At 38.0% G+C, this 19362-nt stretch carries 16 protein-coding genes and 1 pseudogene; 6 read left to right on the forward strand and 11 right to left on the reverse strand.

What is annotated here, in order from left to right; genetic code table 11:
• On the reverse strand, positions 1-171 hold a 171-nt coding region (locus F6K27_RS27095), incomplete at its 3' end, for a glycosyltransferase (RefSeq protein WP_287300937.1).
• 36 nt (positions 172-207) lie between these two features.
• Here F6K27_RS27095 and F6K27_RS27100 point away from each other — a divergent pair.
• The gene (locus F6K27_RS27100) at positions 208-444 is read left to right on the forward strand and encodes a hypothetical protein (protein WP_287300936.1); all 237 of its coding nucleotides are present in this window, start codon (positions 208-210) and stop codon (positions 442-444) included.
• A gap of 8 nt (positions 445-452) precedes the next feature.
• The gene (locus F6K27_RS27105; protein ID WP_287279847.1) at positions 453-1319 is read left to right on the forward strand and encodes a glycosyl hydrolase; all 867 of its coding nucleotides are present in this window, start codon (positions 453-455) and stop codon (positions 1317-1319) included.
• A gap of 43 nt (positions 1320-1362) precedes the next feature.
• Here F6K27_RS27105 and F6K27_RS27110 read toward each other — a convergent pair whose 3' ends face one another.
• From F6K27_RS27110 to F6K27_RS27120, 3 genes are all read right to left on the reverse strand, one after another.
• On the reverse strand, positions 1363-2598 hold the full coding sequence (locus tag F6K27_RS27110) for an SGNH/GDSL hydrolase family protein (protein ID WP_287279846.1): 1236 nt from the start codon (positions 2596-2598) through the stop codon (positions 1363-1365).
• Between the two features lie 578 nt (positions 2599-3176).
• Positions 3177-3437 carry a hypothetical protein gene (locus tag F6K27_RS27115; protein WP_287284676.1) on the reverse strand — a complete coding sequence of 87 codons (261 nt, stop codon included), beginning with the start codon at positions 3435-3437 and terminating at the stop codon, positions 3177-3179.
• Between the two features lie 866 nt (positions 3438-4303).
• On the reverse strand, positions 4304-4885 hold the full coding sequence (locus F6K27_RS27120; RefSeq protein ID WP_287279844.1) for a hypothetical protein: 582 nt from the start codon (positions 4883-4885) through the stop codon (positions 4304-4306).
• Positions 4886-5999: 1114 nt separating this feature from the next.
• Here F6K27_RS27120 and F6K27_RS27125 point away from each other — a divergent pair.
• The gene (locus tag F6K27_RS27125) at positions 6000-7358 is read left to right on the forward strand and encodes an RNA-guided endonuclease TnpB family protein (RefSeq protein ID WP_287279478.1); all 1359 of its coding nucleotides are present in this window, start codon (positions 6000-6002) and stop codon (positions 7356-7358) included.
• Between the two features lie 168 nt (positions 7359-7526).
• On the opposite strand, the gene F6K27_RS27130 is transcribed toward F6K27_RS27125, so the two are convergent.
• Together F6K27_RS27130 and F6K27_RS27135 are read right to left on the reverse strand one after the other, a co-directional pair.
• A complete protein-coding gene (locus tag F6K27_RS27130; protein ID WP_287279477.1) occupies positions 7527-8747 on the reverse strand; it encodes a DUF790 family protein in 1221 nt (406 codons plus the stop codon).
• A gap of 363 nt (positions 8748-9110) precedes the next feature.
• On the reverse strand, positions 9111-10034 hold the full coding sequence (locus tag F6K27_RS27135; RefSeq protein WP_287279476.1) for an AraC family transcriptional regulator: 924 nt from the start codon (positions 10032-10034) through the stop codon (positions 9111-9113).
• A 368-nt stretch (positions 10035-10402) separates the two neighbouring features.
• Here F6K27_RS27135 and F6K27_RS27140 point away from each other — a divergent pair, with 368 nt between their 5' ends.
• The gene (locus F6K27_RS27140) at positions 10403-11977 is read left to right on the forward strand and encodes a DUF1254 domain-containing protein (protein WP_287279475.1); all 1575 of its coding nucleotides are present in this window, start codon (positions 10403-10405) and stop codon (positions 11975-11977) included.
• A gap of 828 nt (positions 11978-12805) precedes the next feature.
• On the opposite strand, the gene F6K27_RS27145 is transcribed toward F6K27_RS27140, so the two are convergent.
• From F6K27_RS27145 to F6K27_RS27160, 4 genes and pseudogenes are all read right to left on the reverse strand, one after another.
• Positions 12806-14428 (reverse strand): DEAD/DEAH box helicase, encoded by a 1623-nt coding sequence (locus tag F6K27_RS27145; RefSeq protein WP_287279474.1) that lies wholly within the window; start codon positions 14426-14428, stop codon positions 12806-12808.
• Positions 14429-14480: 52 nt separating this feature from the next.
• Positions 14481-15155, reverse strand: a pseudogene (locus tag F6K27_RS27150) (Bpu10I family restriction endonuclease).
• A gap of 3 nt (positions 15156-15158) precedes the next feature.
• Positions 15159-15482: a hypothetical protein gene (locus F6K27_RS27155; protein ID WP_287279473.1), complete on the reverse strand. Its 324-nt coding sequence runs from the start codon at positions 15480-15482 to the stop codon at positions 15159-15161.
• 257 nt (positions 15483-15739) lie between these two features.
• Positions 15740-16315, reverse strand: coding sequence for a hypothetical protein (locus F6K27_RS27160; protein WP_287279472.1), 576 nt, complete (start codon positions 16313-16315; stop codon positions 15740-15742).
• 149 nt (positions 16316-16464) lie between these two features.
• Between F6K27_RS27160 and F6K27_RS27165 the strand changes: the two genes are divergently transcribed.
• The gene (locus tag F6K27_RS27165) at positions 16465-16944 is read left to right on the forward strand and encodes a TerB family tellurite resistance protein (RefSeq protein WP_287279471.1); all 480 of its coding nucleotides are present in this window, start codon (positions 16465-16467) and stop codon (positions 16942-16944) included.
• A 162-nt stretch (positions 16945-17106) separates the two neighbouring features.
• Here F6K27_RS27165 and F6K27_RS27170 read toward each other — a convergent pair whose 3' ends face one another.
• Positions 17107-18507, reverse strand: a complete 1401-nt coding sequence (locus F6K27_RS27170) for a carotenoid oxygenase family protein (RefSeq protein ID WP_287279470.1) — start codon at positions 18505-18507, stop codon at positions 17107-17109.
• A gap of 491 nt (positions 18508-18998) precedes the next feature.
• Here F6K27_RS27170 and F6K27_RS27175 point away from each other — a divergent pair, with 491 nt between their 5' ends.
• The gene (locus F6K27_RS27175; protein ID WP_287279469.1) at positions 18999-19295 is read left to right on the forward strand and encodes an SH3 domain-containing protein; all 297 of its coding nucleotides are present in this window, start codon (positions 18999-19001) and stop codon (positions 19293-19295) included.
• Positions 19296-19362 lie beyond the last annotated feature (67 nt).

Below are 19362 nucleotides of genomic sequence, written 5' to 3' on the forward strand. Positions count from 1 at the left end.
TAACTTTTCCAAAAATTTAGGTACTTCTGCCGGGTCATCTTGTAAATCTGCGTCTAGAGTAAAGATAATATTTCCTGTAGCTTTTTTAAATCCAGCAGATAAGGCAGAAGATTTGCCAAAGTTTCTTATGTTTGGAAAGAAGCCACAACACCAGTATCGCGGACTTTTCACGAAGCAATTTCTGGAGGAAGAAATGATAGCTATTTGATGTTAGTCGAAGGAGCTAATCATTTTTCTTTTGCCGATCCATTTGATCCGACAACAGGTAGACCTTTTCTCGACTTTCCTGCGACTCAACCAGAAGATGAAATTCGTTCTCTCATGGCAGAAACAATAGGTTTATTTATTGATGCTCATGTTCGTCAACAGTCAACAGCATCTGATAAACTGAAGGAACTACTTAATGACGGTCATCCCTTAATTAAATCATTGGAACGGAAATAATGTCTGAGATGAAATCAACACAAATTAATCAACCCGGTCTCATACTTACACCTGGCGCTGAAGGTTGTTGGGACTCCGAACGCATCTCCTCACCGCGCGTAATTCATAGTCCAGATGGCACCTGGAAAATGTGGTATTATGGACGCGATGCCAGTTTTGACCGCCAAATCAATTTACCAACAGGTCGTTGTGGTCTGGCTATTTCCTCTGATGGCATCAAATGGGAAAGAGTAAAAGGTCCTTTAACAATGGGAGCTATATTTGAACCCCACCCAGACGAAAATAGATTTGATTCTGCTCATATTGGCGTGAGTGATGTCTACTTCAGTGACGGTCTTTACTGGATGTGGTATTTGGGTGGCGATCGCCAAGTTCTAGAAGTAGGAAAGTTTCAAGCTAAAGGTATTCAGATGCTACCTGGTTGTGCAGTTTCTCGCGATGGCATTAACTGGGTGAGATTGGAAGGTCCTCATCGAGGCGCATTCCTGAGTCCTGGTCAACCAGGAGAATTTGATGCTTTATTTTGTGCTTGGCCACAAGTGCTGAGAGATGGCTCCTCCTGGAAAATGTACTACCACACCCTAAACCCAGAAAGAATATTTTTAGTAGGTTTAGCGGTTTCCCAAGATGGCTTTCAGTGGGAGAAAGTCGGTCAAATTTTAGGACCAGGAGAACCGGGAAGCTTTGATGAACAGGGTATTGGTACTCGTCATGTACTGAAAATAGACGGTCAGTATTTGATGTTTTACGAAGGAGTAAACCAGAGTGGATATCATTCTATTGGTTTAGCTATTTCTTCTGATGGCATTGACTGGGAAAAACAACCAGGTTCAGAAGCGGGTGGGTCTATTTTTAGTCATGCTCCTAACTCCTGACTCCTGACTCCTGCTAATGACACCAATGCTACCGAATTTGATATTAGCCTTCAGAAGCCTCCAAAATACTAACCAATTCTGAAATCTCTGTAATGGATTTTATTGCTGTATCTGCCACAAAATTATGACCATTGGTAGTAGGATGTATGTCATCAAAGAATAAAAAATCATCGGGGTTAATTGCTCCAGAAGCTAAGAAATTATCCGTGACATTCGTAAAGCCAAAATCAGTAGGGTTAGCAATAATATTGTCAACGATAGTCTTAAAATCAGGGCTAATAATATTAATATTCGGGTCTTGCTCTAATATTTGGGAAGCTGCTGCTAACCCACTATTGTGACCTTCACTTAATAAACTTAATCCCTGTTGTTGTTCCGGGGGTAAACTCTGTGCGAGTGGAGTCAAACCTAGATCTGGTAAATTTGGCAACAGAAAATTTCTGGCTCCAATGCTTGCTAGCTTATTTACTGCCACTGACAAATTACCCACACTTGACTGCACACCTTGGGTGCTACCCCCTAAATAATCATTTGCACCTGCCCACACTACATACAAAGCATCAGGGTCAGTTTCTGGAGTCTCTGCTATAAAATTGTCAATTTGTGTCTGCAGTCCAATTAACAGAGGGGGAGTACCCTCTGGCAATAGATTATTGGTGCTATTCACAAATCCTGTGGTGGCTCCATTTACTGCAAAATTGAGACTAGAGTTAGATGTTAACTCTAATTGTGGTGCAAGAGTTTCTATCCATAGAGGGCCGTTGCTAGTGCGACCTTCAAAATAGGGAGGACTGGGTGGTAACAGACCGCCAGTAGCAACAAAAGCATTACCTGTATCAGACAAACTATCGCCAAACACATAGATATCGCTGAATAACGAACGTGGCAACCGTCCTTCAAATTGACCAGCATTGAGAAAGTGTTCTGTTGCTGTCAGTGAGGTAGTTACTAATGCTTCAGCAACATCTGAGTAACGGTCTAGATAAAAACTGGTGTCTAATAAAGTACTGGGGTTACGTTGTTCAAATTGACCAAAATTGATGAAGTGTTCTGTAGGTGTCAAAAGATTTTGTTCTACAGCAGCAGCAACTCCAGGGTTATTAGCGAGATAGAAATTAGTATTGAAAATAGCGTTGGGGTCGCGACTTTCAAATTGACCAAACCTAATAAAATGGAAAAAGCCATTACTGACTGTGCCATTGGCGACTGCTTCAGCCACTCCTGGGTAGGTTTCTAAATAGAATTGTTCATCAAATAGTTCGTTGATAGTTAATGCCATTGGTGATTTTGCTCAATTTTTTATATTTCTAGAAGGTATGGTTTATAGTGTTTATCCTATCATTTAAACTGCAAAAAATACTCGTTATAAATGGCAATAAACTCTGACTTCAATAATGTTCATGACTTACGCATAACTACCACTTATGGTAGAGGTTAACGGCTATTAACCCCTATAAATCGTGTATAATTTCGTCTTTTGTGTAAGTCCTAATGTTAACAAAGTAAATCAGCCACAAGTGAAAAATAGGGGTTGCACATTATGGAATGATATTACCAAAAATTAGTTTAGACTTTAACTAAAAAAAACTATTAATTAGTCATTTTAGCAATTATAAAATCCAAAATCCTGTTCATCAAAAATATAAAATCATTCGTCACTGTGCAACGCCGAAAAATAGATATTTCCAAAGAGGGAATAGGGAATAGGAAATAGGGATAAAAATTGATTTTATTTTTGATTTTTGGAGATGTCTATTAGTCAGATACTGGGGATGAATTGAGGTAATATAAGTCTGAAATTGAGGATTTTCATGATCAGGCATTAGTAACGTTGTCATGGCAATTATCAAGAGGATACTAATATTTGGTAATGATCATCAAAAAAATTAGAAGTGATTTAGCAATCTCTCTGTGTATTACCGAATAATCAAGGCTTAATACCAAGAACGATAAATGTTTGCTACAAATAATATCATGTCCGTTTATATCGTTTGTGTAAACCCAAGGGTGAATATCTACAGGAAATGATGGTTTTTTCTTGCGAGGGTAGCCTTCTTCCCTCTTCCCTCTTTCTTCTTCCTTCTTCCTTCTTCCTTCTTCCTTACCTTTGCTATACAAGACCGATGCTACCGGACATGATATAACTAGGGGATTTTTTAGGAGTCAACCCACCCCTAACCCCTCCCCCTCCCAGGAGGGGGAGTCAGGAGTCAGGAGTCGTATGGGAATGGCTTCAATACCACTTTTTAGGTTGGAAATCATCTTTTTTGTCAAAGGGATGTCTCCTGAAAATTATTTTTATCCCTCTTACTATTCGTAACATTCTTTTTTCAAAATGGTATAATACCAAGAACGATAAATGTTTGCTACAAATACGAACGACTTTTGCTAGTAGTAAGTAGTCAATAATCAGTAGTCAGTAGTTAGTAGAAATAGCTTGAATCTTGTTTATTACCAGAAAATTTATATTTTTCATCAAATAGATATCCTAGCTCAAGTCTTTTGGCTGGTGCTTATTATTGGTAACATTCTTTTTTCACGCTTGGTATAAAGCCTCTCTTTTAAAGAAAAAAAATTTCTCCTTTTAGTCAATCCTATTGGTTTTCAGAGAGAGGTAATTGTTAATTATTAATTATTAATTGTTAAATTTGATGTATAGCAATCATAAATCATTTGTAAAAAATCTCAGGATATATAAAAACCCTGAAACTTTTACCCCTATTCCCTGTTTCCTAAATTCAAAGATTTTTTTTCATAACTGAAATAGGATTGCTATAGATATAGCAAGTTAGCATTGAAGTGCATCAGTAGTCAGCTTTTTAGTATTTATGAATAGGCTTGAGAAAGTACATCCCAAATTCTGTTTTTTTTAGTAAAAAAGACGAAATATTCTTAATAAGAATATGGATTATCACATCAGATAACCCATCATAAATACCATAAACAAACTTATTTATGTACTTGCCTGGTTCTTCCTGCAATTACTAATTAGAGGTCAAAAGCACAAAATCAGTTATTTTATCCCCATTGTAAGTCCGCCAATGTTCTGATACTTGAAAAAACTGTTCATTATTTGGAGTTTGATTCACAATTCTGAAAATTTCTGAAGGATAATTTTTTTCTTGGCAAGGTTGATTTTTTCTGAGACTAGCAACTAAGTTTTCCATAAATTGATACCCATCACAAAAGGCATTTGGTGGATAACCCATTTCTCCTTCACTATAAGCTTTTCCAGCAATAGAAATTATATTGTGATAAAAAGAATGTGAGTCCATCTGCTCTATATATCTGTGTAATTTCAAAGGTGATGGCGCGATTAAGTAGACATCTTCACAGTCAGGTTCACAATACATCAATTCATCCCAACTTCTATAAGATTGTAGAGTTTCTCCTGACTCTAATTCATAACCTAAAGCAAACTGCATTTCATCTAATAATTCTGCTTCCCAATCTTTTTGAGATATTCGTTCAAGCCAATTATGGATAGTATTATATAGTTCCATCTCTGATAGGGAAAGCAAAGCTATTTTTACAGCTTCGGTATGTAGTTGAGTTTTGATTTTCATGACGTTACCTCCTGTTTTGTATAGTGAATAAACTTTGATTGAATTTATATTAGTTAGCTTTTCTGAAGGATATATCCTTCAGGATTAACTATAGATATTTAGCAGTATTCTACTTGTATAGGAAGTAGAAGATGATAATTTTAATTCCCCCTATTAACAGAGTTATCTTTTGAAGATTACTCCTATAATTTCGAGGAATACCATTTTCTTTCAGCTTTTTATTTCTATTACTCTCTAGTGGTCACAGAATAACTATTGATTTTATTGATCCCAATCGGTAAATCCATACACTTAGGTAGGAATTTCTTGTGGGTAAGAAAATTAAATAAGCAATTATACTGTTAGCACACTTTTTCATACTCCTCCGCTTGGAAGGCCCTTTACGACTTTGCGTTGTCATATCGGCCTTGAGTAGAGAATATTTATCTGCCAAAACTCTTACTATAGTATATAAACAAATTTTTGTAAATCAAAATGTTGGCAGTGTGTATTGATTTTTGATTTTTTTTTTGACCTGACTGGAATATGAAATGACTAGTAAATCAAGGGCGATCGCTTTCTATGTAGAACCCATTTGAGATTTACAGCAGTTTTTAAATGGGTAAACCACAGTTAAAAAGTTAGGTGGTAGGTGGTAGGTGTTAGGTGGTAGGCGAAACGAGGGCTGCGAATTCCACAATAGATGGCTGACTTTGTGGTCTACTCAAGTGAAAAGCGCTGTATATAGTTAAAGATAAGGAGTAGGGGAGTGGGGAGCAAATTTCAACCTTTTTTCCCTATTCTCATTCTTGAATTTCCTAACTTCTGTACATCGCCCTACCGACAGGGACCCTATCTAAGTTCTTAGTTCTGTAGCCAAAAGTACATAACTCGTGTAAATATACCAAATGGGTTCTATAAATAAAACAAAGATTTTAGGAACAGACAGGATAGATTCTATATTTAGAATTCATAATTGAGAAAGCAATGTTGGTGCATTGTTATTATTTTTTATCAAAATGTTGGCATTTATACCCGCGCTCTCCCGCAGGGGAGCGTCGTATGGGAATGCCAATCAATGTTGCGGTTTTACAAATAAACTGTTAAAATGTAAATATTGAAAATTAATCAGTAGATGGTTGAAAAAGCGTACAAATTTAGATTTTACCCCACTCCGGAACAGGAAAGTCTGTTGCGGAGGACTTTGGGTTGTGTGCGCCTAATCTATAACAAAGCCTTAGCTGCTAGGACTCAAGCTTGGTATGAACAAAAACAACGAGTAAGTTACAAGCAAACTTCGGCCATGCTGACGAACTGGAAAAAACAGAAAGATTTAGATTTTCTTACTCAAGTAAGCAGTGTACCATTGCAGCAAGGCTTAAGACATTTACAAACTGCTTTCACCAACTTTTTTAGTGGCCGTGCTAAGTACCCGAAATTCAAGAAAAAACGTAATGGCGGCAGTGCTGAATTCACAAAATCTGCATTTAAGTGGAAAGATGGTCAAGTATATCTAGCTAAATGTGCAGAACCATTACCCATTAGATGGAGTAGGCAACTACCACCAGGTTGTGTACCTAGTACAATTACTGCCAAACTTGACCCAAGTGGTAGATGGTCTGTATCTTTGAGGGTTGATGATAGCAGAGATTTGAGGCTTAAGCCGACTAACAAACAAATGGGCATTGACTTAGGCATCACTAGCCTTTTAACTACAAGTGATGGAGAAAAAGTTGCTAACCCAAAGAATCTTCAGAAGTTACATAAAAAGCTCAGGTTAACCCAGAAATCCCTATCTAGGAAAACCAAGGGGTCTAACAACTATCAGAAAGCCAGGCTGAAAGTTGCCAAGATACACGCCAAGATTAAAGATTCAAGGCTTGACTATACCCACAAACTGACATACGTCGCCAATCCGACGGCTCCCCTACGACTAATAAGAGAAAACCAAACTATAGTAGTTGAGGATTTAGCTGTGAACAACATGGTCAAAAAGCGGTGCGACCCCGCGACGACGCCAGTCGCAAGGGAACGCGCACCAAGAGACCACAAATTAGCTAGAGCTATCAGTGATGCTAACTGGAGCGAGTTAGTTAGACAATTAGAGTACAAAGCTCAATGGTATGGACGGAAATTAATCAAGATTGACCGATATTTTCCTAGTTCAAAGCGTTGCTCTAATTGTGGGTATATATTAGAAAAATTACCTTTAAGGGTAAGACAGTGGGACTGCCCAGAGTGTGGTAGTCACCATGACCGGGATATCAACGCTGCAATTAACATTTTGGCTGCTGGACTAGCAGTGTCAGCCTGTGGAGCGACTGTAAGACCTGAAGGGAGTAAATCTCGGAAGGCGAGTGCTATGAAGCAGGAAACCCCTAACAGCGATGCTAGGGAATCCCCGCGCTGTCTCGTAGAGCAGCGTCGGGAGGATGTCAAGAAGCACGACAGTGGAAGCATCTTATATCATGTCCGGTTAAACAGTGATAAATAAATAACTACGGAGGAGTCAGGTAGTAGGGGCGAACGGCCGTTTGCTTCGCATAACTATCGTTAACGCCCGTACAGGAGTCAGGAGGAAAGAGGGAAGAAAGAATAACAACTGGAGTTGAAGGAGAAAGTTTTTTTATAACTAATTATCCGGACATGATCTTACCAAAAATTAAATAGAGTCCAAAACTGCTAATACTGATTTAGGTAACAACTTATCCTTAAACCAGACAATAGGTACTGGTATATCTTTTACTTTTACACCCGCTTTTTCTAAATTTAGTCGTTCGGAAACTGCCAATATTAAATTATCACAATCAGCACTCTGCACCTGAGAAAATTTCTTTTTTAAATATTCCGGTCGCCAATATCCAACTATTTCTAATAAATATGATTGTCCGCTGGGATGTACCAGTCTAAAATCAGGAATCATTACACTACCAGGAATGGGAATTAAATCAACTTCTCTTTCCAACTGCCACTCGGTTTTTAACTTAGCCCAACGTTCTGCAAATGATGCTTCTAACATACTATCGTAGGGTTTTCCTGGTGGATAATGACTAACTAGATCGCAATCAGAGTCAATGCTAAATCGACCTTTTTTCCAAGCTCCACTATAGGTATCACGATTTTGTAAAGTTGCGTGTAAACTCCATTTTGTAACGTGTAGTAATGCAGGTAACATTTTTGCTAGTGCTAAACCGTAACGAGTACTGGGTTTAAATAAACTATAAGGACCATCAATTGTGAGGGTAAAACCATGGTCAGCATCTCCTTCAATATAAGTCATTAATTGAAATAATTTTACATATCTAAATAAGAGTTTGTATTCTCCTGGGTCATTGCGATGAGCGTTTAATTCAATATGACTAGCTTTGTAAAAAATACCTTGTACTTGAGACAGGTTATATCTATGTAATAATGCCTCTGATGTAGGGGCATCAAATTGAGTCAAAATTCTATTTTCTTGTAAGTCAGCATAGAGACCTTTTTTAATCTCATCAGGCATAACTTCTCGGTTTAATTCTTGACTCATTTGTGTGGCTAATTTTTCGAGGGTTAATTCTGTTGATGGGATACTAGGAACAACTTCTGCTGCTGTGGTAAAAACACGTTTTCTTAATTCTATTGGTTCGAGAGGACTGATAATTTCAAAGGTAGAAAAACTGCCTCTAAGCATATGTGCTAATCCTCTTTTGAAACGGTAGTTGGGGTCATCTCCCTCAATTTCTTGTAAACGTTTATCAAGTTCTCCTTGAGTTTTGCCTACTGTTTCTTGGAAAGAGTTAATCATCTCTGTGGCAATGGCTAAATTTTTAGCATCAATTTTGAGTTTTTGAGGAATAATTGTTTCTCCTGTTTGCCGATGAGAAAGTAAGTCAGTTGGTAACATAGTTATTAATTCAAAAGTCAAAAGTCAAAAGTCAAAAGTAAGATTTGATCTGCTCAAAACTTTAATCCTACAGTATAATTCAAAAGTCAAAAGTAAGATTTGATCTGCTCAAAAATTTAATCCTACAGTATAGGAAATTATTTAACCTATATTCCTGACTCCTGATATCAAATCCGTTTAATTCGGTATCAAAAAATGTTCCATCTTCAACCATTACCAAATATTTCTACATCTCCCCATCTCCCCATCTTCCCATCTCCCCATCTCCCCATCTAATTACACCGATGCTACCGGATTTGATATGACTCCTACCTTCAAAAGATTTTATACTCATGCCACCGGATTTAATATCAGTAATGTAAGCTAACTTTTCCAGTGTTTTGCCAACGTCTCTGAAGGCAACTCCCCAAACATGGCTTTGTAATCTCTAGTAAAATTACTCGGACAGTAGAACCCAAATTCATTAGCCAGGAAGACAATGGTGCAATTTTCGGGTTTCCTTGCTTTCAGGTGTTCTCGCACTGCATGAAGTCGTCGTACCTTGAGATAGCGCATCGGACTCACGCCAAATAAGTCTTTAAAACCAAAAGATAATGCACAACTACTAGAGCCTAAATTTTGAGCGAGTTGTTTTAAAGTCAGAGGTTTATTTAAGTTGGCTAACATTTCTTTTTCAGCTTGGGCAATCAACTTTTCTCTTCGGGAAGGTTTGAGGAAAGACTTGGAATTTAACTTAATGGGAATCTGACTAATCAACAAAGGAACGAAATCATCGGCAACGAGTTTTTCAAAATGAGGGTTTTGAAACCAAGTCGGTTGGTGTACTGCTAACCAAAATACTTGTTTCAGATAATCTTTAATTTCTTTCATCCCAGTTAGTAGCAAATTCACAGCATTTTTATTCAGGAAACTATCATCAAGATCGTAGCGTTGTAGTTGTTGTGCATAAACATGAAAAGTTTTCTTAGGGATTAGAATCGTTATCATCACTCCACCTTTAGGAAGTATTAGATCTGTTCCCTTGTCATTGAAACCAAAAATAGTTCTTTGAGGATCGACAAACCTACGGTGGGAGTACAATCCCTCATCACTCTCAAAACAAGATATCCCAAAAGATAGGTATTCCTTCAACTGTTCACCCAAAGCTTGAATCCCTTGACTCACTTGACGACAAACGAAATATATGTCACCAACCTGAGCTGACAAAAACTCAGCTTGAATATAACCACAAGTGAGTTGTGTAATTTCCAGCCCGCGACCGCTAAAAAAATTCTTGAAATAATCCATATCTTTAAAGGATTTGTAGACAATCTTCGGATTGTCTGTCCCAGGAGAATTTTTAGTTTGGGTAATTTTACTTTTGTTTATCTCCATCAACAAACTTATTTTTACAGCACTTCATCAAAAAAAAATAATCAAATCAGTTATAAGCAAAACTCATAGAAAAAAACAATTAGTTATTTAATTTGTATAGCAGAGAAAGTTATAATTTTTACTTATTCACAGAGATAGCTTACCACTAAAGTAATTTTTAAGTCAGAAAGTATGCAGGACTCATACTGATTTAGTTATGGCCCAAGCCAGGAAAACTGGCTTTATTGAAGAACTAAACAACAAGTTGTCCAAATATTAGTTTTGTTGATCAGGTTTTACCGATGATTTTGAATCGAATTTGGAGAGTGATGGTGGTAGTGGCGATCGCTACCTCCCTTCTCCTTGGAAATATCATATTACCCACAGGCCCTGTTCTTGCTCAAGAAACGGGAGATACCTGTGAAAATCCTAGTTTTGATTGGGAAGAAGAATATGCCTACACCCTCGGCGTGCAAGCCTATATCTATGCCTTCCCTTGGACTTATATGCCAAAGGCTTACTGGACTCGCATGAAGGATGAAGGTGGGAAAGTCAACGAGTTTTACCACTACGAGGAATTAAGAGACGATACCTTTGTCGGAGGCGGGAATCAGAATGACACCCTCTATTCCCACGCAGTTGTATATCTCGGAGACGAACCCCTCATTCTGTCAGTACCCGAAATCGATCGCTACTACACAATTCAGATGGTTGATTACCGGGGAGACAATTTTGCCTATGTGGGTCGGCGTGCTACTGGACCAGAAGCCGGTAACTATGCCATTGTTGGTCCTAATTGGGAAGGCGATCTGCCTGATAACGTGCAGAAACTTGAAGGTCCTTCCACTACGCCTTGGGCACATCTCTTCGGGCGAACTATGGTGAAAGAGAGTGAACGAAAAAACAACGACCTGGAGGAGGTGTATGCCATTCAAAAGCAGTATAAGTTAACACCGCTGTCTGAGTGGATCGATTCTGAGCCTCCAGAAGAAGAAGTGCCCGAACTCTGGAAGCCTTACTATGAAGGTGACCTTGCGGACTGGAAAAATATTAACCATGCGATGGCGGACAATCCCCCCGACCCCGCAGATACTGCTTTGCTGGATTTATTCAAAGGCATAGGCATTGGACCAGGGTTAGATGTGAAACTCCAAAGTAAGAGTACCAAGTGCGGTCTCAAACGTGCTGCTGTCAATGGTTTACAGATTATCAGGAATGCTTTTGCTAACGGGTACGCTCAGAAGCAGGTCAATGGCTGGAACTACCCACCGCCAGAAGCTGGCCGCCCCTCCCAAACAAAAGACTGGTTACTCCGTGCGATGCAGGCCGAATCTGGTTTTATTGCCAACGAGCCGGACGAGGCCGTTTACCTGAATGTATCGTTGGATGGAGAGGGCAATCTGCTGACCGGAGCCAACCGTTATGAACTGCGATTCGAGGACGGCCAGCAACCCGAGGTGAATGCCTTCTGGTCCATCACCATGTATGACACCGATACTACTATGGTCACGAATGATATCGATCGCTTTTCTGTTGGAGACAGAAGCGGCCTGGACCCCGGTGACGATGGCAGCGTTACAATTTCCATCCAGCGCGATCCTCCAAGCGAGTGTTTCGATCAGGAGGGGGATCTCAATGGGGATCTGTGTCCCAACTGGTTGCCCGCACCCGAAGGCAATTTCTATATGTTCATGCGCCTGTACTTACCAAAATACCCAGGATTGTTCCAGTGGTGGGTTCCCCCTGCTTTGACGAATCTTGGTCTTGCCGAAACTTCTGATGATGCCCTGTCTGCCCAAGCTGTTGAAGATGTAGCTCAAGAAGATTTTTGGGACACAATCATTCAGTTGGTTGAGAAACATTATTCAACCAAATAGCGATCGCTATTCACAGGACTTACCCATGAGGTAGGAAAAATGCAGGTCATCCAACAGTCATTAGCCGAATCGAATGCCTGCGTAGTAATGAATTTAGTCTCGATGAGCCGTGCTGTTGACGCAATTGGGTGAGCATTGCTCACCCTCCTTTTTGAAAAAAGAATGTTACGAATAATAAGTGCGATAAAAAGATTTTGCAGGAAATTTCTCTTTGACGAAAAAGAGAATTTACGACCTAAAAACTGGTCTTGAAGCAATTCATTCTGACTCCTGACTCCTGACTTCCCCTCCTGGGAGTAGGGATGGGTTGACTCCTAAGAAATAGCCTAACTATTTGTAGTAAACATTTATCAAATTGGTATCAAGCCTCCCCTTTTAATATCAAATCCGGTTAAACAGCCATAGAATGGTTAAGTTAGGAGGAGTCAGGAGTCAGGAGGAGAAAGAATTACAAATATGAGCGTAGTTATGACGATTGAAGATTTTTTGGCGTTGGTAATTTGAGGTATGATATCACCTCAGGATAAGATCGCTATAGAACTCCGTGACCTTGACGCTCCCCGAAAAACTTTCTCATTATATTCTTCTTTCTTCTTCTTTCTTCTTCTTTCTTCTTCTTTCTTCCCTCCTGACTCCTGACTCCTGACTCCTGACTCCTAAGTAATTAAGATTAATATCATACACTAATTTACCAACGCCGATTTTTTTATGCCCAATTAAACGGATTTGATATAAGGGGATAAAAAAGGGAATATTTCAGATTTCAAGCCTCCTTATTGCAGAGGTACTGATAACTGATAACTGAAATGACCTATTTCCTCTAAATAATCAGAAAAACTCATCAATATTAATATCATCATCAGAATTTTCTGTAGAATTTTTATCCTCTTTGATTTTTGATTTATTTTCCAAATTATTTTCATCATTTTTTCCATCATTTCCCCATTTTGCACCTGGTTCAGCAGCACGTTTAGCAGCATAATTATTAACTCCATAAATTGGTTCTGGTTTCACAATTTCTAACGGCTTAATTTCCGGTTTAGCCTCTTCTTGTTCTTGATATTTAGGAGATTTTTTCGGTCTAATTTTACCTCTACGTCTGCGAGAAGTTTGTTCTTCACTCGTATTTTCCGTAACAACTTCATACAAAATTGCTAACTTATTTTTATCGCTACCTCGACGTAAAACTCGACCCAATCTTTGAATATATTCTCGTTCACTACCAGTACCAGATAAAATAATTGCCACCCTCGCATCTGGCACATCAACTCCTTCATTTAAAACATGAGAAGCAACAAGAGTTTTATATTCCCCAGTTCTAAATTTACTTAAAACTTCATGTCTTTCTTTCACAGGAGTTTGGTGAGTAATTGCCGGAATTAAAAAGTCATGGGAAATCCGATAAACTGTTGTATTATCAGCCGTAAAAATTAAAGTACGTTCGGGAAAATGTTGAGCCAATAAATTAGCAAGAGTTCGTAATTTTCCATCCGTACCAAGAGCAATTTCCTTAGCTTGACGATGGGCTAACATTGCTCGACGTCCAGCCTTAGAACGGGCACTTGCTATCACAAAATTTTTCCAACCATTTAACCCACCTAACTTAATATTTGCCTGCTTTAAAAAGTCATTTCTAACTGTCATTAACTTGTTATATTCTTCCCGCTCCTGTGCAGAAAGTTTAACCATTATTTGTACGATTTTATGGTCAGCTAAAGCAGCACCTGCCAATTCTTCAGGAGTCTTGCTAAAAACCGTAGGTCCAATTAAATAATCTAGGTCAGAATGACGACCATCAGAACGGTTAGGAGTTGCTGTCAGACCGAGACGATAAGGAGCGATCGCGTATTCGGCAATTACCCGATAAAAATCAGTAGGTAAGTGGTGACATTCATCAAAAACTAATAGAGCATATTTATTGCCGATCACCTCAGCATGAATAGTCGCACTATCGTAAGTCGCCACTAAAATTGGTGTTTTGTCGCGAGACCCTCCACCCAGTAACCCCACCTCCACATCAGGAAAAGCTGCATTCAAATGCGCGTACCACTGGTGCATCAAATCTAGGGTAGGTACAACCACCAGGGTACTACGGGGAGTTGCCTGCATTGCCAGTTGAGCCAAATATGTTTTACCCGAAGCAGTAGGGAGAATCACAACTCCATTTCTGCCTGACTGTTTCCAAGCTTTCAATGCTGCCTCTTGGTGCGGATAGGGAGGCATTTCCAAACTAGGGATGAGTTCGAGAGGTTCAAATTCTTTAGCTTTGTCAGTAAAGTCAATTTTTGCTGCTTTTAATGATTCCACTAAAGGGCGATAGTCTATTGCCCGAACCCGAAATTTTTCCACCCGGTCATCCCAAGTTGCATAGTCTACCCATGCTTTACCTTGAGGTGGGGGATGGAGAATGAGAGTGCCGCGATCGAATTTGATAGTTGGTGTTCGGTACATTATTTCATTTCACTGATTTACAGCAGTTTTCAAGTTGATGAGGTACAAAGTTTTATTGCTCTAGGGAACAGGGAACAGGGAACAGGGAATAGGAAATATAAGAACAGTTCCACAAGTGTACCTCACTATCCTCAAAAGTGCTGTAAAAATAACCTTGATTGAGAACTTTATTTATAGATGGATTACTATTATTAATCAATATTTGAATTTTATCAATCATCCTTTGAAAAACATCAGGATAATATTTTGAAGCATCTAAAAATTCTGCATATTCTTGTCTATGAATACGTCTTGCCTCCGGTGTTTTATGTTCTTGTCTAATATTAGCAGAAAGACGCTTTGATTTACGCACTATTAAAACATCATCAAGCTGAGTTGATACAATAGAAACTGGTGTCATATCTAGAAATTCGCAAATCAAAAAGTATAGGGAACCAGGAACAGCTATTTTTAAATCTCTGCTAGTGGCAATTGCTTCTTGAAACATCGTTTTATCTAAATTTGTTTTGCATTCTGCACATACATAACCAATATGAGATTCGATTAGTTTTTAATCTTGAAAATTTGGCTCTAAAGATGTTTTTAAGTATAACTTTTTGCCTAAAATAAAATATTGATTCTTAGACCTAATAGATGGTTGACCACCAAGACCAGGATTACCCAAAGACGACAAAAAACTCAGCCCAGAAAATGTATTTCTCGGACCTAACTCAAAAGAATCATCTATTCCTCACAAGCTTCGGAATACAAGTTGAGGTAAAAACTCTTCCAAAATTGTATTGTCTAATTTTAATTGCCCTTTCTGCCTGTAAAGAAAATTTTCTGAGCTATCAAATATTAAATCTAATTCAATAAAACTTTTGTATTTATTTGTAGCTGCTACTAATTTTTCCACAGTATCAATTTGACCACTTTCAACTAACTCTAATTCATGTCTCCACTGATGATATTTCCTGATAGCTTCTTCTAATCCATCTCGGTCAGCATCAGGTAAGCAAGGATTATTTAGACAAGCTATTAACTTTGAATAATGTAGTTGAGGCAGTTCAGGCATAATTTTATTTGGCGAGAATTTACTGTTTTATAAGTTTATAAATAATTAATTTTCGATATTTTTATACCATTTTGATAACTGTTTATTACAAATAGTAGAAGTAAGAAAGAAGGAATAAGGAAGAAGGAAGAAGAAGGAAATTTTGAAAAAAAAGGTAAAAACGATAGAATTAACTATCTAAAATCCACAAGAGTCACTATTTTTAAGCATATCCGATCGAGTGGCACTTTTCATAGCATTCTTTTTTCAAATTGGTATTAAATATCTGGAGAGAAATTTAATTTTGGTGTTCTCTCTAAATATGGAACTTTTCGGATAGCATTTTCTAATGACTTATAATTTTGGCTTGAAACTACGGATATACCATTTTTTAAAGCATTCATCGCAATTTCTCTTGCTACAGCATCTATAGATTCTATTGTTAATTCTGGTTTTAAATTGTAGAAGTTAATTAAATCTTCTCTAATAATTTTCCCAAACTTATTTTTAAATGTGCGCTTTTGCCTTAAAACTTTCCTATATAAACCAGACTCAATAGCAATCTTCTCAATAATATTGGCATTATCAAAAGGAACTCCAAGTACATTTGATTCATAGCCAACAACAAAAACAAGACGTGCATCTTTTTTACATACTCTGGAAAGCTCTTTTAAAGTGTCTGCTATATCTAGACAATACTGAACTACAGTATAAAAACGATTTCCTCTATTTGCCCTGTTAGAACCAATCTCTGATTTTGCTATTTTGAGCAAATCCCATCCTAAAAGTTCCGCAGATTTTCTATAGTTTTGATGATAATTAAAGACATTAATATAAGGTATTGAGTTATTCAAGCTCTTGACACACAGCAAAAAAATTCTGGGATAAATTATCTGTTACAGCCATAGTTAAAAATAATGTTAATTTTTACAATTATTACCATATAGGATAGTATTCTACTCAAGTCAACAAAGTTAAACAATTAAAAATGGAGTGTTAAATTATGTCTGACATAGAACAGGACGCTAAGTTGTGGTTGCATGGTGAAACCTATGGTTTCAAAAGTCTTCCACCAACTAAAGACCATGAAACAATTATTAAATCAGTTCTTATTTGTGCCAAAGCAGATGGGGTACTAGCACCAGAAGAAAGAAATTGGATTGTTGGTCGTGCTGCTGCACTCGGCAGTAACGGATATGAATTAGCTAAAACTTACCCAGCAGATGAAGATGTAATTGATGTTTTAAGTCAAGCATCTGCTGTGAATAATGCTGGTCGTCGTACAGTTATTTATCTTGCTATTAAGACTTGTAGCGCTGATGGAGAGTTACACCCAGATGAAATGGCTAAAATTTATAAAATAGCAGAAAAACTAGGATTGGAAAAAGAAGTTGTTGATTCTCTCAAGGAAATTTGTGCTGAGGAAGCACAGGTGCGAGAAAAACGCATAGGTTTGTTATTCCCTGATGGCGCTCCTTACTAAACTGGATTGTTATACCGTTTCACGGAAGTCATGCACAGGACTTATGCAAACTCGTTGATAATACTCTATCTGTAGAGGGCGTTAGCGGAGCTTTGCGTTAGCAAATCCCATTCGCCCCTACCAGATATGGTGTTTTTGCGTAAGTCCTGACCTACTAAAAACTTAATTCAACTGTGCCTCTGTCACCCAAGCAGCATGAAAACCATAAGGCACTCGCTGCGGAATAATCACTCGCGCTACAGTTTCCCCACTCACATCCTGAGCACTCACTACTACCAACTCAGAAGTATGAGTATTTTCATCATAAACATAAGTCACCAACCAACCATCATCTTCGCTACTAGCATTGAGTCGAGGTGCAAACACTGCCTCACCACCATAACGTCCCTTACCAAACTCGTATGTTTCCGACTTCCCTGTATCCAAGTCATATTTAATCAAACCATTAAACACAGGAGGAAATTCTCCTGTTTCCATTCTTGCTGAATAAGCATACCGCGTCTTTCGCCCTAAGAATTCTTCATTAACACGGGGAAACTCAGAAGGTACATCATCTAGCTTTTCCTCTTTTACCGCTCCAGTTTTCAGGTTAAACCGCCAACTATGTAAATAAGGAGTATCTCCATCAGGGAGACGATCGCTATCATTAGTCACAAACACATTAGTAGAGTTCATCCGACAAGCAACCAATACAACCTCATCCCCTTCTTCATAAGCATTGAGAGTATGCCAAACAAAACAAGCTGGAGTTTCAAACCAACGCACCTCTCCACTATCGCCGTATCGGGGAATAATTCCGAAGCGACTGGGTGTCTCTGACTCAAACATTAGTGGAAATTGACCTTTTTCTATTCTTTCTGGGCGAAAAGTCATCGGTAAATCGAAAAATATACTATAGTTTTCCGTAATAGCAAAGTCGTGCATCATTACTCCTACAGGCAAATCTATAGGTATGGTGCGCAGCAGTTCTCCATTTGCCGAAACAACGCTATATTGTAAAAAAGGAGGTTGAGCTACTGAGTAACCGAAAAACATCATTTCTCCTGTTACCGCATCAACTTTAGGATGGGCAGTAAAAGGAGATTTTAGTTTGTTGTTAAAAGTCTGTTTGCCAATAGTTTCCAACTCAGGCAGTTTAATATAGTAAGGCGCACCGCCTTCCCAGAGAGCATAAAAATGATTGGCATGATAAACTAGGGCTGTGTTACCTGTATTGATATCTGTGCCGTGGGGATTATCTGGTTGGGGTGGATTTAAGAATCCAGGCCATACTGCTTTACCTTCCTGGTTTTCTACCTGGAATTTGTTGGTGCGTACATAACGGTTGCGATAGGATGCTTTTCCGTCTTTTATTCTGACTCCGTGGAGCATTCCATCGCCGTCAAACCAGTGATATTCACCGATCGGTTTAAATTGTGGGTTGGGGCCATTACGCACAAACATTCCTGAGAGATCCGGAGGTAGTTCCCCAATAACTTTGAGGTTGTCGGCGGTTGTTTCTTCTCTAACGGGTGCGAAATTATTGGTTAAGAAAGGATTAAGGGTAGGAGTTGTTGCAGTCATAAATTTTTAATAATGTTTAACTTATTTTATAACAATTGGGAAAAAGTTGGTTATAAGTTATTAGGGTGTTTGTAGGTGTCAGAAGAAAATATTTTTAGAGATAAATATCTTGCTTCATTTCCTCTGCTCAATATGATTGTATTATTTTTGAGGATTATTTTTGCCTTTAACCATTCTAAAAAGCCTTACCTATCAGTAATTTTACTGGATTAATTTTTTTTAGATCGCCAGTAATATTTCTTATCTTATGTATAATCTCTGTTGTCAATCATAAATATAATGATTTCAACTGTATTAGCGTACAAAAAAACTTAAATAATCTAGGATTTGACTATGATCAAAAACAATAAATAGCCTAAAAAAAATACTACTAATTCTGGATACAAAGACTATAAAAATTTAATCAATTTCCTCTACATATCCAAAAGCTAAAACGGGATGTTCCAGAAGCACATTATCAAGAATTACGTCAGAATTATCAAAGTTTATCAATGAAAAGTTTAATAACTTTATTGTCAATATTTTTGATAAGTTTAAACACTGAATCTGGTTTAGCACAAAATCCAGAGTATCAATATCAAATAGAAGTTGAGATGAATACTATTTGTAGCTTGATTAACGACAACAATGTTAATATTCGTCAAAGACCTGATGCCAGTTCGCCTATAATAACTCAACTTAATCGTGAAGACCGTGTAAGAGTTATTAGACGAACTGGAAATTGGATTCATATAGCAATGAGCGCTGGCATCTTTACATATTACATAAATATTGATAATGTAACATAAAAGTAACTGTATGAGCTGTATTTTTCATAAATTAGGCGATCGCTAAAGGTTAAAGTTTTAAGGATGC

The organism is Okeania sp. SIO2F5, from assembly GCF_010692685.1.
Taxonomy (GTDB): Bacteria; Cyanobacteriota; Cyanobacteriia; order Cyanobacteriales; family Microcoleaceae; genus Okeania; species Okeania hirsuta.